The organism is Bowmanella pacifica (assembly GCF_014645355.1).
GTDB lineage: Bacteria > Pseudomonadota > Gammaproteobacteria > Enterobacterales > Alteromonadaceae > Bowmanella > Bowmanella pacifica.
Genome location: NZ_BMLS01000007.1, coordinates 189,619 through 203,829, shown reverse-complemented (window position 1 = coordinate 203,829; position 14,211 = coordinate 189,619). Strand labels below are relative to the sequence as shown.

The 14,211-nt window shown below is 50.2% G+C and carries 16 protein-coding genes; 13 read left to right on the top strand and 3 right to left on the bottom strand.

Features of this window, described 5'->3' with window-relative positions:
• The first annotated feature begins 129 nt into the window (after positions 1-129).
• Entirely contained in the window at positions 130-585 is a 456-nt protein-coding gene (locus tag IEX02_RS17955; protein WP_188698447.1) for an LPP20 family lipoprotein, read from the top strand.
• 64 nt (positions 586-649) lie between these two features.
• On the opposite strand, the gene flgN is transcribed toward IEX02_RS17955, so the two are convergent.
• The 3 genes from flgN to flgA all read right to left on the bottom strand — a co-directional run bounded on the left by flgN (position 650) and on the right by flgA (position 2,271).
• Positions 650-1,069 (bottom strand): flagellar export chaperone FlgN, encoded by a 420-nt coding sequence (gene flgN / locus IEX02_RS17950; RefSeq protein ID WP_188698444.1) that lies wholly within the window; start codon positions 1,067-1,069, stop codon positions 650-652.
• The gene (gene flgM, locus IEX02_RS17945; protein WP_188698442.1) at positions 1,070-1,402 is read right to left on the bottom strand and encodes a flagellar biosynthesis anti-sigma factor FlgM; all 333 of its coding nucleotides are present in this window, start codon (positions 1,400-1,402) and stop codon (positions 1,070-1,072) included.
• Positions 1,403-1,575: 173 nt separating this feature from the next.
• Positions 1,576-2,271, bottom strand: a complete 696-nt coding sequence (flgA, locus tag IEX02_RS17940; protein ID WP_188698439.1) for a flagellar basal body P-ring formation chaperone FlgA — start codon at positions 2,269-2,271, stop codon at positions 1,576-1,578.
• Between the two features lie 318 nt (positions 2,272-2,589).
• Here flgA and IEX02_RS17935 point away from each other — a divergent pair, with 318 nt between their 5' ends.
• The 12 genes from IEX02_RS17935 (at position 2,590) to flgK (ending at position 14,208) form a co-directional block, all read left to right on the top strand.
• On the top strand, positions 2,590-3,513 hold the full coding sequence (locus IEX02_RS17935; RefSeq protein ID WP_188698436.1) for a chemotaxis protein CheV: 924 nt from the start codon (positions 2,590-2,592) through the stop codon (positions 3,511-3,513).
• A gap of 14 nt (positions 3,514-3,527) precedes the next feature.
• A complete protein-coding gene (locus IEX02_RS17930) occupies positions 3,528-4,361 on the top strand; it encodes a CheR family methyltransferase (protein ID WP_308422508.1) in 834 nt (277 codons plus the stop codon).
• Positions 4,362-4,464: 103 nt separating this feature from the next.
• Positions 4,465-4,866 (top strand): flagellar basal body rod protein FlgB, encoded by a 402-nt coding sequence (gene flgB / locus IEX02_RS17925; RefSeq protein WP_188698433.1) that lies wholly within the window; start codon positions 4,465-4,467, stop codon positions 4,864-4,866.
• A complete protein-coding gene (gene flgC, locus IEX02_RS17920; protein ID WP_188698430.1) occupies positions 4,866-5,288 on the top strand; it encodes a flagellar basal body rod protein FlgC in 423 nt (140 codons plus the stop codon). Before flgB ends, flgC begins: the two co-directional genes overlap by 1 nt.
• Positions 5,289-5,307: 19 nt before the next feature.
• The gene (locus tag IEX02_RS17915; RefSeq protein WP_188698427.1) at positions 5,308-5,994 is read left to right on the top strand and encodes a flagellar hook assembly protein FlgD; all 687 of its coding nucleotides are present in this window, start codon (positions 5,308-5,310) and stop codon (positions 5,992-5,994) included.
• Between the two features lie 15 nt (positions 5,995-6,009).
• On the top strand, positions 6,010-7,392 hold the full coding sequence (gene flgE / locus IEX02_RS17910) for a flagellar hook protein FlgE (RefSeq protein ID WP_188698424.1): 1,383 nt from the start codon (positions 6,010-6,012) through the stop codon (positions 7,390-7,392).
• 239 nt (positions 7,393-7,631) lie between these two features.
• Complete coding sequence (locus tag IEX02_RS17905) at positions 7,632-8,375, top strand: flagellar basal body rod protein FlgF (RefSeq protein WP_188698421.1); 744 nt, start codon at positions 7,632-7,634, stop codon at positions 8,373-8,375.
• A gap of 25 nt (positions 8,376-8,400) precedes the next feature.
• Entirely contained in the window at positions 8,401-9,189 is a 789-nt protein-coding gene (flgG, locus tag IEX02_RS17900) for a flagellar basal-body rod protein FlgG (RefSeq protein WP_188698418.1), read from the top strand.
• Between the two features lie 15 nt (positions 9,190-9,204).
• A complete protein-coding gene (flgH, locus tag IEX02_RS17895; protein ID WP_188698415.1) occupies positions 9,205-9,885 on the top strand; it encodes a flagellar basal body L-ring protein FlgH in 681 nt (226 codons plus the stop codon).
• A gap of 8 nt (positions 9,886-9,893) precedes the next feature.
• Positions 9,894-11,006 (top strand): flagellar basal body P-ring protein FlgI, encoded by a 1,113-nt coding sequence (locus IEX02_RS17890; protein WP_188698412.1) that lies wholly within the window; start codon positions 9,894-9,896, stop codon positions 11,004-11,006.
• Between the two features lie 2 nt (positions 11,007-11,008).
• The gene (flgJ, locus tag IEX02_RS17885; RefSeq protein ID WP_188698407.1) at positions 11,009-11,932 is read left to right on the top strand and encodes a flagellar assembly peptidoglycan hydrolase FlgJ; all 924 of its coding nucleotides are present in this window, start codon (positions 11,009-11,011) and stop codon (positions 11,930-11,932) included.
• 122 nt (positions 11,933-12,054) lie between these two features.
• On the top strand, positions 12,055-14,208 hold the full coding sequence (gene flgK / locus IEX02_RS17880; protein WP_188698403.1) for a flagellar hook-associated protein FlgK: 2,154 nt from the start codon (positions 12,055-12,057) through the stop codon (positions 14,206-14,208).
• Positions 14,209-14,211: the final 3 nt, after the last annotated feature.

Genomic DNA, 14,211 nt, shown 5'->3' with positions numbered 1-14,211 from the left:
TTAAGCACAAAACGTACCGTTTTATCACAGCAAAACTTTGACGCCTTGGAGACGGTACGTATTTTGCTATATAAATTGAACATAGATAAAGGGCCGCAATGTGCTGTCTGGTTTGTTCGAGGTGATGATATGCGACTTCTGGGATATTGCCTGCTGTTGGGTACGCTGGCTGGTTGTTCGACATTGTATGATAAGCAGGTTGAATGGGAATACGTTGAGCCACAGAGTTATCCGCTGTTAAAGGCGGTAGGGTATGCACCTGTCGCTGCGCAGCAGGGCAGTTCGGATACAGTAAAAATGCTGCAGGCTATTAAGGCTTCCAAGCTGGATGCTTACCGTGAGTTGGCCGAACAGGTATATGGTCAGCGTTTGTCCGGCCAGCAGGAGTTGTCTAATCTGGTGCTGGATAATGCCACCTTGCGCTCCTCAGTAGATGGCGTCATCCGCGGTGCCAAGGTGATTAAGAGTTATGCCGTAGACGAGGATACCTATGCCACAGAATTGGAGCTGGATATGCGCAAAGTGCATGATATTTATCTGAGCGTGGCTAAACCCAAGCGTATCAAGGATGTGAAGTATTACTAAGGTGTTGCTTGGGAAAGGCGGGGCTGGAAGCCTAACTCGCAGGAACCGGAGCTAAACTCTTAAATCAAGCGCTGATACCGCTACCACGGGTGCCGGAATGCTTTTTGCCTGCTTTATCATAGGTCAGGCTTTCTTTAGCCCGTGACTCAACAATCAGATTTCGCAGGTGTTCAAGACGCAACTGGCCTTGCTCGACGGCGGTGGCGTTAATCTGCGTGCGGTACTGACAATCTTTCACTAAATCCAGAATATGCTGTTTCAGCGTGGCTTGCTGTTCGGTTAACTCATCGGGAAGCAATGTCGCCAGCTGTTCATCCTGTTGTTGAATTTGCTCCAGCAAAAGTTCTTTCTCTTTGACCACTGAGATCAGGGCTTCAGCATCGCGGCTACTGATCTGTTGCAACTCGTTATCTAATAACAGTTGCAGGCGCGCCAAGGCGTCCTTTTGCTGGTTCAATAGCTCAAGACTTTGCTGCGTAGACACTTAGGACTTTACTCCAAACAGTTCAGATTCCAGTTTAGCAATTTTCTGCGCCAGCACTTCAGGATTCACTTTGTATTCACCAGATTGAATGGCGCGCTTAAGGCGATCCACTTTTTCCTGGTTAACCGGTGCATCATTACCTTTCTTTTGAACCTGGGCTAACTGCTGGGCAGACTGTGTCAACGACACGGAGTCCTGCCGGGGTGCCGTTGTTTGTGCCTTGGCTTCATTTGCCTGGGCGGCCGCTTGGTTTTGAGCCTGCTGCTGTTGATTGAGCTTCTGGCTGTCTACCTGCGGCTTGTTCACATTACCATTGATGTTGTTAATCGACATGCTCACATCCACTACCTGATAAACCTCTGCTTACGTTATCGGCATAGGTCAGGATTACTTTAGCAAATTATTTTAAACGGCTCACCTGTTGCAAATCCTTGCCCCCAGGTTATCGACACGACTGCTGAAAAATTAAGCCAAATTGCATGGTACATGACTAAAAGCCATTTGTCCTAAATTCCCACCGCCACTTCGCCGACATTGATTACACGCGCATCAATTTGCTTATCGGAAGCGCGATTCTTAATCAATATGGTGTCACCTATATTACCGTCCTGTAGTGCAATGCCGGTGGTTTTAATTTGTAACCCCGCGGTGTTTGCTCTTATTACTATGCTGTCTCCCTTACATACATAGCATAGCTGCGACGGCTCGATTGGCTGACCGGCCCGCAAACGACGTTTACTTCGCGCCCCGGAAAGATCGCTAATGCTGGCAAAGGTACTGCTGCGCAGTTGCCCTAGCTCCATATTAATGACTTCAAGTTGAGATTCATCCAGCAAGGTGCCGGGTGACACTGGTACTTTGGTGACAACCACGGGCTGAGTCTGGCTTACTTTCACCATCACATATAAAAACCAGCTAGATGGGACACAACTGACCCTGACCGTCACATTAGCCTGGGATAAACTGTTTTCACTGGCCTGGGCGCTAAAAGGCTCAGTACAGGCTGGAATTTGTAATCGTTCATCCACTGAAGCGGCTTCCACCTTTAGTTGCGTGGTATCCGGGGTAAGTTGCGTCAGGCGCTCAAGTACGTACTGTCTGGCGGTATCACTCACTTGCTGGTGGGGCGATGAAATATCCAGCGTCTCGGCGAAAACACCGCCACTTTTTACGGTTAGTAGCAAAAAAATCAATATTCTCATAACACTAGCAGAATTAATCATGTTTACTTCAAGCCACTTTGGCTATGCTTAGAGACAAATTCTAGTAACATAGAGCCTGGGCGTTGAAATCCGTTTTGCATCTGTTTCCCGAATTTATTCATCAATAGATGCCCAGTGGATGTCGGTTATCAGACCGAAAGATTTTAGACGTTTACATGCCGAGCACTTAAGTATGTAGGTATGTCAAAAATCAGTCGGCCTTTGGCCAGTTTTCGAGCCTTTTAAGGCAATCTATGCGCGCTTGAATAAGTTATCGCAAGTATTGTGCCTGAATTGATTCATCACTGAGGTGGTTTTATGGCGGGAATCTTAGATTCGGTAAACCAGCGTACACAACTGGTTGGGCAAAACAGGTTAGAGCTGTTGCTGTTTAAGTTACGCGGGCGACAGCGATTTGGTATTAATGTGTTTAAAGTGCGGGAAGTGTTGCAGTGTCCGCCCTTGACTGTGATGCCTAAGCTTAACAAATTTGTCCGTGGCGTTGCGCATATTCGTGGACAAACCATTTCAGTGATCGACCTGAGTTTAGCCACCGGTGGTAAACCCATCGAGGATCTCAGTAAGTGTTTCATTATCATTTCTGAATACAATCGCTCTGTGCAGGGTTTCTTGGTTGACTCGGTTGAGCGGATCATCAACATCAACTGGGATTCCATTATGCCGCCACCCAAAGGGGCCGGGCGCGCCAGTTATTTGACGGCCGTGACCGAAGTGGACAACGAGTTGGTGGAGATTTTGGATGTTGAGAAGATTCTCAACGAAATTTCACCGCTGAAAACCGACGTCAGTGCCGAAGTGCTTGATGGTTTAGACGTATCCCCTGTTCGCGATAAGCTGATTTTCGTTGCGGATGATTCGTCCGTGGCGCGCAATCAGGTTGTTAAAGCTCTGACCAGTTTGGGGCTGAAAATTGAGACTGCAAAGAATGGCATGGAAGCTTTAGTTCGCTTGCGGGAGCTTGCCGAGGAAACCGGTGATGTCACGGATCGGGTTGGCGTGTTGGTGTCAGACATTGAGATGCCGGAAATGGATGGCTACACTCTGACTGCGGAAATCAAGCATTCCCCCGAACTCAAAGACCTGCATGTGATTTTGCATACCTCGCTCAGCGGGGTGTTTAATCAGGCGATGGTGAAGAAAGTGGGCGCGGACGATTTTATTGCTAAGTTCCACCCGGACGAATTGGCCAACTCGGTCAAAAAATGGTTAGGTCTTGAATAATTAGAGATTAATTTGTGCCTGATAAAGAGATAGGAATCCAAGACTATGCCATGTTCCGGGATTATCTGGAACGCCAGTGCGGCATTGTTTTAGGCGACAATAAACAGTATTTAGTGCGTAGCAGGTTGTCGCCTCTGCTACGTCGTTTCAACATCGCAAACCTTTCATTATTGATTACTAATGTAGTGAATGGACGGGACAGAACGTTGCGAGAGGCGGTCATCGATGCGATGACCACCAATGAGACCTTGTGGTTTCGTGACACCTACCCCTTTGAGCTGTTGAAAAGTGAGCTATTGCAGAAGTTTAAAGGCAGGCCAGGGCCGTTACGGATTTGGTCTGCTGCCTGTTCTTCAGGTCAGGAGCCTTATTCCATAGCTATGACCATTTTGGAGTTTTTACAACGCAGTCCTGGCGCCTTTCCTGGTGGGGTGCAGATTGTGGGAACAGATATCTCATCAGATATGCTTAACCGCTGTAAGGCGGCGGAGTATGACAATCTGTCGTTGTCCAGGGGCCTGTCCGATGAGCGTAAACGACTGTTCTTTGAACCTACGGCCAACGGTACTATGCGTCTTCGGTCGCAAGTGACCAACATGGTCTCGTTTCGTCCAATTAACCTGCTGGACTCCTACAGTTCGCTGGGTAAGTTCGATATTGTGTTTTGCCGCAACGTGTTGATTTATTTTTCCGCTCAGCTCAAAACACAGATACTGCAACAAATTGCCGCCGGCCTGAATAAAGAGGGAATTTTGTTCCTCGGTGCGTCTGAATCTATGTCTGGATTGTCCGATGCATTCAGTATGGTACGTTGCAATCCTGGCCTCTATTACCTTAAAAAACAATAATCTACCTCCCATTCTTAACACTGCCGGTTTGATGACACCATTAAGCTGGCACGTGTATTGCTAAGCTATTGCCAAGACAAGCTCCGTGCAAAGGAGAAAACAGGTGGCAATCAGCTTAGACAAATTAGTCGGTTTGCATCATCGCGCACTGCAAGTGCGCAATGACAAGATGGAAGTCATTTCCGGTAACCTGGCTAATGCCAATACGCCCGGCTATAAAGCGCGCGACATTGACTTTAAGTCTGCGATGCAAACGGCCCAAGCCGAGCGCAGCTCCAGTTTATCCCGCACCCACGAGAAACATTTTGCCATCGAGACCCGTCATCGTGGCGACCAAATGTTCAGGGTGCCAAATCAACCTGATACCGGCGATGGCAACACCGTGGATGTGCAGGCTGAACGGAATGCATTTTTGGATACCGGCATGCGTTATCAGGTCGGTGTTGAGTTTTTAAGCGGTAAGTTTAAGGGCATGAAAAAAGCCCTGGGTGGAGGGCAAGGCTGATGAGTCTGTTTAATGTAATGAATATCGCGACCACAGGTATGAGCGCTGAATCCACGCGCCTGAATACCACGGCTAGTAATATCGCCAATGCAAACAGCGTCAGTAGCAGTATTGATCAAACTTACCGGGCCAGAAAGCCGGTATTTGCCGCTGAAATGCAGCGAGCCATTGACGGTCAGTCAGCTGGTACCGGTGTGAAGGTGCTGGGGATTGTGGAAAGTGATCGGCCACTGCAAATGGAATACAACCCAGGTCATCCCATGGCCGACAAAGACGGCTATATCTATAAGCCAAATGTCAATGTGGTGGAAGAGATGGCCGACATGATGTCAGCGTCAAAAGCCTACGAAACCAATGTTCAGGTTGCCGACACCACTAAGCGGATCTTCCGTAGGGTGTTGCAGCTTGGTCAAGGTCAGTAAGCGCACTGAGGATTAGCAGATGACAGATTCAGTTAACAACAGTGATGTCCGCGACCTGTATTGGCCCCAGGACAAGAAAACGCCTGAGAACACCAATGGCCAGCTAAAGCAGGAAGATTTCTTTGCCTTGCTGACCGAGCAACTTGCCCAGCAGGATCCCACCAAACCGGTGGACAACGATCAAATGATCGCGCAGATGACCAGCTTTACCATGGCCGACAGCCTCAGCAAGCTGCAGTCCAGCTTTGAAGGTTTTGCTGCCAATATGAATTCCAGTCAGGCGTTAGCAGCGTCAGGTTTGATTGGGCAACAAGTATTGGTGATTGGTGATAAAGGCACTTTGACAGATGCGGAAGGCGCAGAACTCTCAGGGGTGATCATCAATGAGAAAGCCGCTCATGATATGAAGATAACCATCGAAGATAAAAGCGGGCAGACCGTCAGAACCATGACATTAGGTTCTAACGCGGCCGGCAACATCGAGTTTAACTGGGACGGAACGGATAACAGCGGCAATCCATTGCCACCCGGCAACTATACCGTTACCGCCACGGCTAAAGTGGGCGAGAAGCGTATCGACTTGCCGACTGCCATCAACCGTCATGTAAATAGCGTCAGCCTGGCGTCCAGTACCCAGGGTGTCATTCTCAATCTGGCCGGCGAAGAGAGCGTGAAGCTCGCTGATGTACTGCAGATTGGCAGCTGATAGGAGAGAACCAAGATGTCCTTCAATATAGCATTAAGTGGTGTGAACGCGGCTCAGCGTGACCTGGATACCACGGCGAATAACATCGCTAACGTGAATACCGTGGGCTTTAAGCAGTCCAGGGCGGAATTTGGTGATGTGTATGCCACCTCACTATTGGCCGGTTCACGCACCAAAGTGGGTGATGGTGTACTGACCCAGGAAGTGGCACAGCAGTTTACCCAAGGCTCACTGCAGTTTACCGAGAGTGCGCTGGATTTAGCGATCAGCGGCAATGGCTTTTTTGCTATGGCGCCTGACTTATCCTCGCGGGACTTCTCTTATACCCGAGCCGGTATGTTTAAGCTGAACTCCGACAATTATATTGTTAACTCAGGTGGTCAACACTTGTTGGGTTTTCCGGTTAACGCCGATGGCACATCTGCGTCGGTGGCCAGCAGTACTATGATACCTATTCGTGTCCCTGATTCATCCGGTGCACCTCAGGCTACCACCGAAGTCGATATGAAAATGAACCTGCCGGCAGGGGCTGTTGGTCTGGACCCGGCACAGTTTGACCCGGCCGACCAGCTAAGCTATCACGCCAAAACCTCCATTACGGTGTATGACTCATTGGGTGATAGCCATGTACAGACCTTCTATTTTATTAAAGATGGCACTGTCGGTCCTGCACCCGCTAATCCCAATCAATGGGTAATGGTAACCGCGGTTGAAGACCAGCTTGTGAATATTGAGCCGGCAGTAGCGGGTGACCCTATTGTAAATACTGCTGGTACTGCAACCGGTAATGCAGTTAACGCCGCACGTTTGGAATTTAACAGTGGTGGTGAGTTTATTGGCATTTTTGCGGCAGATGGTGCAGCCACTTCTGACTTCAAGCTAGAAACTGAAGCCTTAGGCGGTATTCTGACCAATGGTGCAGATCAGGCCCAGACACTGAAAATCGATTTCAATTTCTCTACTGGGCCACAAACCCCGGAAGAGCCGACTCAGTACGCTGACCCCTTTGTGGCAACCACCTTATCGCAGGACGGTTTGCCTGTTGGCCGCTTAACGGGAATTGAGATCAATAAAGACGGGCTGGTTCTGGCTAAGTACTCAAATGGTACCTTTGACCCGGTTGCCCGTATTGGCCTTATTCGCTTTGCTAACGAACAGGGTCTGACACAACAGAGTAATACCCAGTGGAAAGAAAGTATTCTGTCCGGCGAAGCATTAGCCGGTGAGGCGACTACCGGCACATACGGTGATATCAACTCGCAGGCACTGGAGTCGGCCAACGTCAACCTAACCACTGAACTGATTGATATGATTGTGGCACAGCGTAACTTCCAGGCGAACTCCCGTGCGCTGGAAGTGAACAACCAGCTGAATCAGACGGTACTGAATATCCGCTAGAGATAGATAGTTAGGAGAGAAGCGAAAGGGGTAAGACGGACAGCCGTCTTACCCCTTCTTTTCATTCTGCTGGAAAGCAGGGAAGAGTATTTGGTACTAATATCGCCAATGCATCATAGAATTGCCTAACACCTAACACCTAACACCTAACACCTAACACCTAACACCTAACACCTAACCATTCTGGCATCAAAATTGCTCAATTCAGGTTAAGTCTGTCTTCGAGTCAATAAACCGTCATGGATAAGTTGCTCTACATCGCTGCCAGTGGCGCCAAGCAAGATTTGCTCGCTACTGCCGTACGCGCCAATAACCTGGCTAATGCCCAGACCAATGGCTTCAAAGCCCAGTTGGAACAAGCTCGCGCCATGCCGGCGTTCGGTGAAGGCTTACCTACCCGGGTATTTGCCATGACAGAAAGCCCAACCAATGACTATGAAGGCGGTGCCATGATCCGCACCGACCGCGAGCTTGATGTGGCGATTCAGGGCTCAGGTTGGCTAAGTGTGCAGGATAAGCAAGGCAATGAAGCTTATACCCGTGCAGGCAACCTTCAAGTCGGACCGGATGGATTATTGCAGGATGGTCACGGCAACCTGGTGATAGGGGAAGGCGGTCCAATTGCCTTGCCCTTGCCCCTGTCCAAAATAGATATTGCCAATGACGGCACCTTATCCATTCGTCCCCAAGGGGCGCCTGCTGAGGTGTTGGAAGAAATTGGCCGACTGAAGCTGGTTAACCCAGACGTGGCGCAGATTGAGCGGGGAACCGATGGCCTGTTCAGACTGAAAAATGGCCAGGTAGCGGATGAAGATTTCACGGTGCGATTGGCCAATGGCACTTTGGAGGCGAGTAACGTCAATCCGGTGGAAGAAATGGTCAGCATGATTACGTTGCAGCGCCAGTACGAAATGCAAGTGAAAATGATGAAAGAAGCGGCTGATTTGGACTTACGAGCCAATCGTCTGCTGCAGATTATTTAATTTAAAGACAAGGCGGAGGTGACTTATGCACCCGGCATTATGGATCAGCAAAACCGGCCTGGATGCGGCCCAAACCGATGTGTCGGTGGTATCCAATAACTTGGCTAACGCCAGTACTGTTGGTTTTAAAAAGGGCAGGGCCATTTTTGAGGACCTGCTTTATCAAAACATCAACCAGCCTGGTGGCCGTTCGTCGGCCGATACCGAGTTGCCGTCCGGTCTGATGTTGGGCGCGGGTTCGAAAGTGGTAGCGACTCAGAAAGCCTTTACTCAGGGTAACCTGCAAACCACCGATAATGCCTTGGACATGATGGTTCAGGGCCGTGGTTTCTTTGAGATCCTGCAACCCGACGGCACTATTGCCTACACTCGTAATGGTCAGTTTACGCTTAATGAAAATGGCGAAATTGTGACGCCGGGCGCTGGGTTTCAGCTGCAACCTGTGATTGCCGTACCTGAAGACGCACAGCAAATTACCATATCTCAGGATGGCGAAGTTTCTGCCACTATCCGTGGTCAGGCTGATCCTGTTGTGCTGGGGCAAATCACCATATCGGACTTTATTAATCCCACTGGCCTTCAGCCCATTGGACAGAACTTATATGTCGAGACCGCCGTCAGTGGTGCGCCGCTGCAAGGTGTGCCGGGATTAGCTGGGTTTGGCACTGTTATCCAGGGCGCGTTGGAAACCTCTAACGTGAACGTAACGGAAGAACTGGTCAATCTGATCGAAAGCCAGCGTTTGTATGAGATGAACTCTAAAGTGATCTCGTCGGTGGATCAGATGCTCGGTCAGGTTATTCAGCAGCTTTAAGTGAAGGGTAATGCCATGAAAATCCTGATGTCGTCCATGCTGTTGGTAATGGTGGCGGGGTGCTCCAGCACACCGTCCATGCAGCCTGCTCCTAATGATCCCTTCTTTGCTCCGGTGATGCCGGATATCCCCGAGCAAAAGGTCAATGATGACGGTTCCATTTTTCAGGATAATTTTTCCAGCAGTCTCTATTCGGATGTAAAGGCCCGTCGTATCGGCGACATTATCACTGTTGTGCTGCGGGAAAATACTACGGCCAGAAAGTCTGCCGGCACGAATACCAATCGTGCTTCTGAGATGGCATTGGATCCCATTACTGGGCTGGGAGGAAATCCTGTGGCCATTGGTAATGAATCTATCCAACTCGGGGTAACCTCAAGTAACGACTTTGCCGGTTCTGCAACGGCCAACCAAAGTAATAACCTGGCGGGTAATATCTCTGTAACGGTAATTCAGGTTCTGCCCAACCAAAACCTGGTGGTTCGGGGCGAAAAGTGGCTGACGCTTAACAACGGCGACGAATATCTTCGTCTGACTGGCATAGTGCGCGCGGCAGACATCAGTCCGGAAAACGAAGTGAACTCGACCAAGATTGCCAATGCCCGCATCCAATACAGCGGTACCGGCACTTTCTCTCAAGCGCAGCAACAAGGTTGGCTGACGCGATTCTTCTCGTCCGAATGGTGGCCCTTTTAGGAGGCAATATGGTTAAGTTCAGCTATTTACTGATTCTGGGGTTACTGTTTAGCGCGCCCTTGCAGGCCGCCCAGCGGATTAAAGATTTGGTCTCTATTCAGGGGGTACGTAGTAACCAACTGGTAGGCTATGGCTTGGTGGTGGGCTTGCCGGGTACCGGTGAACAAAGCCCCTTTACCGAGCAGAGCTTTCGTACCATGTTGTCCAACTTCGGCATCATGATGCCGAGTAATTTAAAGCCAAAGATCAAGAATGTGGCGGCGGTTGCTGTGCATGCCGACCTACCGGCTTTTATTAAACCCGGTCAGACCATAGATGTCACAGTGTCATCTATTGGTGAGGCGGGCAGCTTGCGTGGCGGCACCTTATTGCAAACCTTTCTTAAAGGCCTGGATGGCAATGTGTACGCTGTTGCTCAGGGTAGTTTGGTAGTTAGCGGTTTTGGTGCGGAAGGCGCCGATGGTTCAAGAATTGTGGCTAATACGCCGACCGTGGGCAGTATTGTCAATGGCGCCATTGTTGAACGGGCAGTGCCAAGCGGCTTGATGCAAAACGACTATCTCACCCTGAATTTACATTATCCGGATTTTTCTACTGCGCGCAGTCTGGCCGATGCCATCAACAAGCGCCTGGGAGCCGATGCTGCGAGTGGGTATGCCATTGCGACGCCTATTGATGCGGCGTCTGTAAGAGTCTCCGCCCCCCGTGATGTGGGGCAGCGGGTTGGCTTTTTAGCCACCTTGGAGAATTTTGAATTTGAACCTGCCGATGCGCCGGCCAAAGTTATTATTAACAGCCGTACCGGCACTATTGTGATTGGTAAGGACGTGCGCCTGTTGCCTGCTGCGGTCACACACGGCGGGCTCACGGTCACTATCACCGAGAATCAACAAGTATCGCAGCCGAATGCATTGGCTGATGGGGAGACGGTCGTAACCCCGCAATCCGTGGTTGATGTTAATCTGGATGACAGCCGGATGTTTAAATTCGATCCCGGTGTGACACTGGATCAACTAGTGCGGGCGGTGAATGAAGTGGGCGCCGCCCCCGGTGACTTAATGGCCATTCTTGAAGCCTTGCGTCAGGCTGGCGCGCTTCAAGGTCAACTGATTGTTATTTAGTTATGGATCAGAACTTTTCTATCAACCAGCTTGAGCAGTCGCGTAATGTTCACGATCTGAAAGGACTGGACAGTTTACGTCGTGCCGCCCAGGCTGGGGATGATAAGGCGCTGGATGAAGCGGCCAAGCAGTTTGAAGCTATCTTTGTGCGAATGATGCTGAAATCTATGCGCGATGCCCAGGATGTACTGGCGGATAAAGACAGTCCCTTTAACTCCCAACAGGTCAAGTTTTATCGGGATATGCATGATCAGCAGCTCGCCACCGATCTGGCCACCAATGGTAACCTTGGATTAGCAGATATTATCGTTAAACAGCTTGGCCAAAATGTGGATGGCTATACACCGGCCAGTGTGCTGCGCGACGACGGTAATTTATCCAGTATTAACCGCAATCAGATTAAAGCCCTGGACAATATTCAGCAGCAAGTACTGGGCCCCGTTAGCCTGCCCGGCAATAAACAGCCTGCGTTTGCCGATGCAGAGGAATTTGTTGCCGCCTTGTTGCCTCATGCTGAGCAAGCTGCCAGCCAGCTTGGCCTGGATCCTAAAGCCTTGGTTGCCCAGGCTGCGGTAGAAACTGGATGGGGACAGCAAATGATCCATTTATCGTCCGGGCAGAACAGTCACAACCTGTTTGGTATTAAGGCGGACAGCCGTTGGCAGGGGGATAAGGCCCTGGTGGGTACGCTGGAATATGAGCAAGGCGTGGCAAAACCGCAAAAAGCGGCGTTCAGAGCCTATTCGTCATTTGCCGACGCCATGCAGGATTACGTCACTTTTGTGCGTGATAATCCCCGTTACAGCAAAGCCATCGAACAAGCCTCAGACAGTCAGGCTTATTTCACCGAGCTGCAACAGGCCGGTTATGCTACCGATCCTAATTACAGCAACAAAATTCTCCAGGTATTGAATCGTCTGCCCTGAGTTGGCTGGGATTCCCTTCTTTCTCGCCGTATTGGCGTAATTTTTGCTTTTAAATCGGTAAGGTAATTGGAATTGACGCTGGGTAGCGCGTTGATTTCACCCACGCTTTACTGGAAATATTAATGAGCTATATTCGCAGCGCCGACCTTCTGAACATTGCCTCATCGGCGATTAACGCACATAACAATATGCTGCGTACCACGGGTAATAACATCGCCAACGTGAATACCGAGGGCTTTGTTCGTGAGCGCACCACCTATGTTGCTCAGTTAACCGGTGGGGTAGGACGCGGAACCACGGAGCGAATTCTTAATACCTTTGCCCAGAATCAACTTCGCCGGGACACTTCCACATTAGGCGAAGCGCAGTCTTTCTTTGACAAGATCTCCCAGTTGGACAATATGCTGGCCAGTGAAGCTAACAGCATTTCTGGTAGCCTCAGTCGTTTTTTTGCGTCCATGCAAACCGCCATTGATGAACCTGGCAATCTGGCTTCGCGGGATTTGGTGCTGGGGGAAGCCAGCTCCCTGATGGAACGTATGTCCAGCTTGGCTGAGTACATGCGGCAAATGGAAAAAGACGTTAATCAGGAGTTGGCCAGTGTTACCCAGGAAGCCAATGATCTGATTAAAACCATTTCCACTCTTAATGATCAAATTCGTTATGTGGAAAGTGCCTCTACTCAGCAGGAAGCGGGGGTACTCAGAAATGAGCGGGATCTCGCGATTCAAAAGCTTTCCGAAATTGTCTCCATAGAAACCCGCACCATGGACGATGGCTCGACGCTGGTTCATCTCAAAAATGGTGAAGCCTTAGTGATGGAGGCTGGGGTTTTCAATTTATTCCAAATCAGTGGTGACCCGGATGCGCAGCGACGTAATTTGACCTTAGTGGCTTCTAACGCGCCTGTTACTCTGGGCGTAAATGAGACTGAGATGGGCGGTAAAATGGGCGGCCTGTTCTCTTATCGTGATGAGGTACTTGGCCCCAAACAGCGTGAACTTGGACAATTGGCGCTGGCATTTGCTGATGCCATGAACGAGCAGAATCAGTTGGGTATGGACTACGATGGACAGCTTGGGGCCAAGCTGTTCGAACTGCCCGAGTTTCAGGCGTTGGCTTATCAGGATAACTCGTCCAACAATCTATTGATGAATGGTCGGGTGGAAGAGAACCAGGCCGAACACCTAACCACGTCGGATTACCGGGTCACCATTAATGCCGTGAATGCCGGTCCACCGCAGACACTGGACGCCACTGTCGAGCTGCTTAATTCTGATGGCTCCCCCACTTTGGGTACTGATGGTAATCCTATTGTATACACCTTTGCTGGCCCTGATGCATTGACGACCGGTGCGGGTAACTGGAATAAAATCGGTGATGGATTGGAGCTTGAATTTCCCAGTGGTGCCTATGCCGTTGATGACAGGTTTTTGCTCCAACCAACCCGCAACGCCGCATCACAGATAGATATGGATGTATTGCGCGGCGAAGATTTAGCCTTTGCCTCACCGATTAAAGCCGAAGGAAGTATTGATAATCTGGGCTCGGCGGTGGTGGTGTCCACCTCGGTAAGTAATACTCATGTGGACAATACCGCACCTTTTGATCCTAATACTTCAGCCTTTGATGGCGCGGGGGGACTACATGGCCCCGGTGCTGCGCCAGGTGGCGGTGTGGGCGCACCTACCCAGATTCGCTTCACCGCCGAAGACACCTATGAAGTGTTGGATAGCGCTGGTACAGTGATTACCACGGTATCGGGGGCCGCCGACCTGCGCAATTTGCTTGAGCAAGCGAAAGGAACACCTGGCTGGCCGGCTGCTTTTAGTCCGCCAGCCCAGGAGGACTATCCTGGCTATGATATTAGCTTAGACGGTGTGCCCAAAGCAGGTGATACCTTTACCATAGGTTACAACACCGATGGTGTGGACGATAACCGTAATGGCTTGGCCCTGGCGGGATTGCAGGATGTGAATACGGTACGTCGTGATGCCAGCAAAGCCTTTAGCGATCAAAATGCCACCACGTTTCATGGTGCTTACGCTGATACTGTCAGTTCGGTGGGTGAGAAAGCCGCCACCGCTGATATAGAATTAAAGGCGGCTAAGGCCATGGTGCAGCAATCAAACGATTGGTTCCAGTCAGTTTCCGGGGTCAGTCTGGACGAAGAGGCGGCCAATTTGATTCGTTTTCAGCAGGCGTATGCCGCATCGGCACGAATTTTAAGCACGGCCCAGAGTCTATTCGATACTATCCTTAGCGCAGCCAGGTAGTGA

What these genes read in the sequence shown, in the direction of transcription:
- IEX02_RS17955 (WP_188698447.1), top strand. Translation starts at nt 130, where the DNA reads ATGCGACTTCTGGGATATTGCCTGCTGTTGGGTACGCTGGCTGGTTGT.
- flgM (WP_188698442.1), bottom strand. Translation starts at nt 1,402, where the DNA reads ATGTCGATTAACAACATCAATGGTAATGTGAACAAGCCGCAGGTAGAC.
- flgA (WP_188698439.1), bottom strand. Translation starts at nt 2,271, where the DNA reads ATGAGAATATTGATTTTTTTGCTACTAACCGTAAAAAGTGGCGGTGTT.
- IEX02_RS17935 (WP_188698436.1), top strand. Translation starts at nt 2,590, where the DNA reads ATGGCGGGAATCTTAGATTCGGTAAACCAGCGTACACAACTGGTTGGG.
- flgC (WP_188698430.1), top strand. Translation starts at nt 4,866, where the DNA reads ATGAGTCTGTTTAATGTAATGAATATCGCGACCACAGGTATGAGCGCT.
- IEX02_RS17915 (WP_188698427.1), top strand. Translation starts at nt 5,308, where the DNA reads ATGACAGATTCAGTTAACAACAGTGATGTCCGCGACCTGTATTGGCCC.
- flgE (WP_188698424.1), top strand. Translation starts at nt 6,010, where the DNA reads ATGTCCTTCAATATAGCATTAAGTGGTGTGAACGCGGCTCAGCGTGAC.
- IEX02_RS17905 (WP_188698421.1), top strand. Translation starts at nt 7,632, where the DNA reads ATGGATAAGTTGCTCTACATCGCTGCCAGTGGCGCCAAGCAAGATTTG.
- flgG (WP_188698418.1), top strand. Translation starts at nt 8,401, where the DNA reads ATGCACCCGGCATTATGGATCAGCAAAACCGGCCTGGATGCGGCCCAA.
- flgH (WP_188698415.1), top strand. Translation starts at nt 9,205, where the DNA reads ATGAAAATCCTGATGTCGTCCATGCTGTTGGTAATGGTGGCGGGGTGC.
- IEX02_RS17890 (WP_188698412.1), top strand. Translation starts at nt 9,894, where the DNA reads ATGGTTAAGTTCAGCTATTTACTGATTCTGGGGTTACTGTTTAGCGCG.
- flgJ (WP_188698407.1), top strand. Translation starts at nt 11,009, where the DNA reads ATGGATCAGAACTTTTCTATCAACCAGCTTGAGCAGTCGCGTAATGTT.
- flgK (WP_188698403.1), top strand. Translation starts at nt 12,055, where the DNA reads ATGAGCTATATTCGCAGCGCCGACCTTCTGAACATTGCCTCATCGGCG.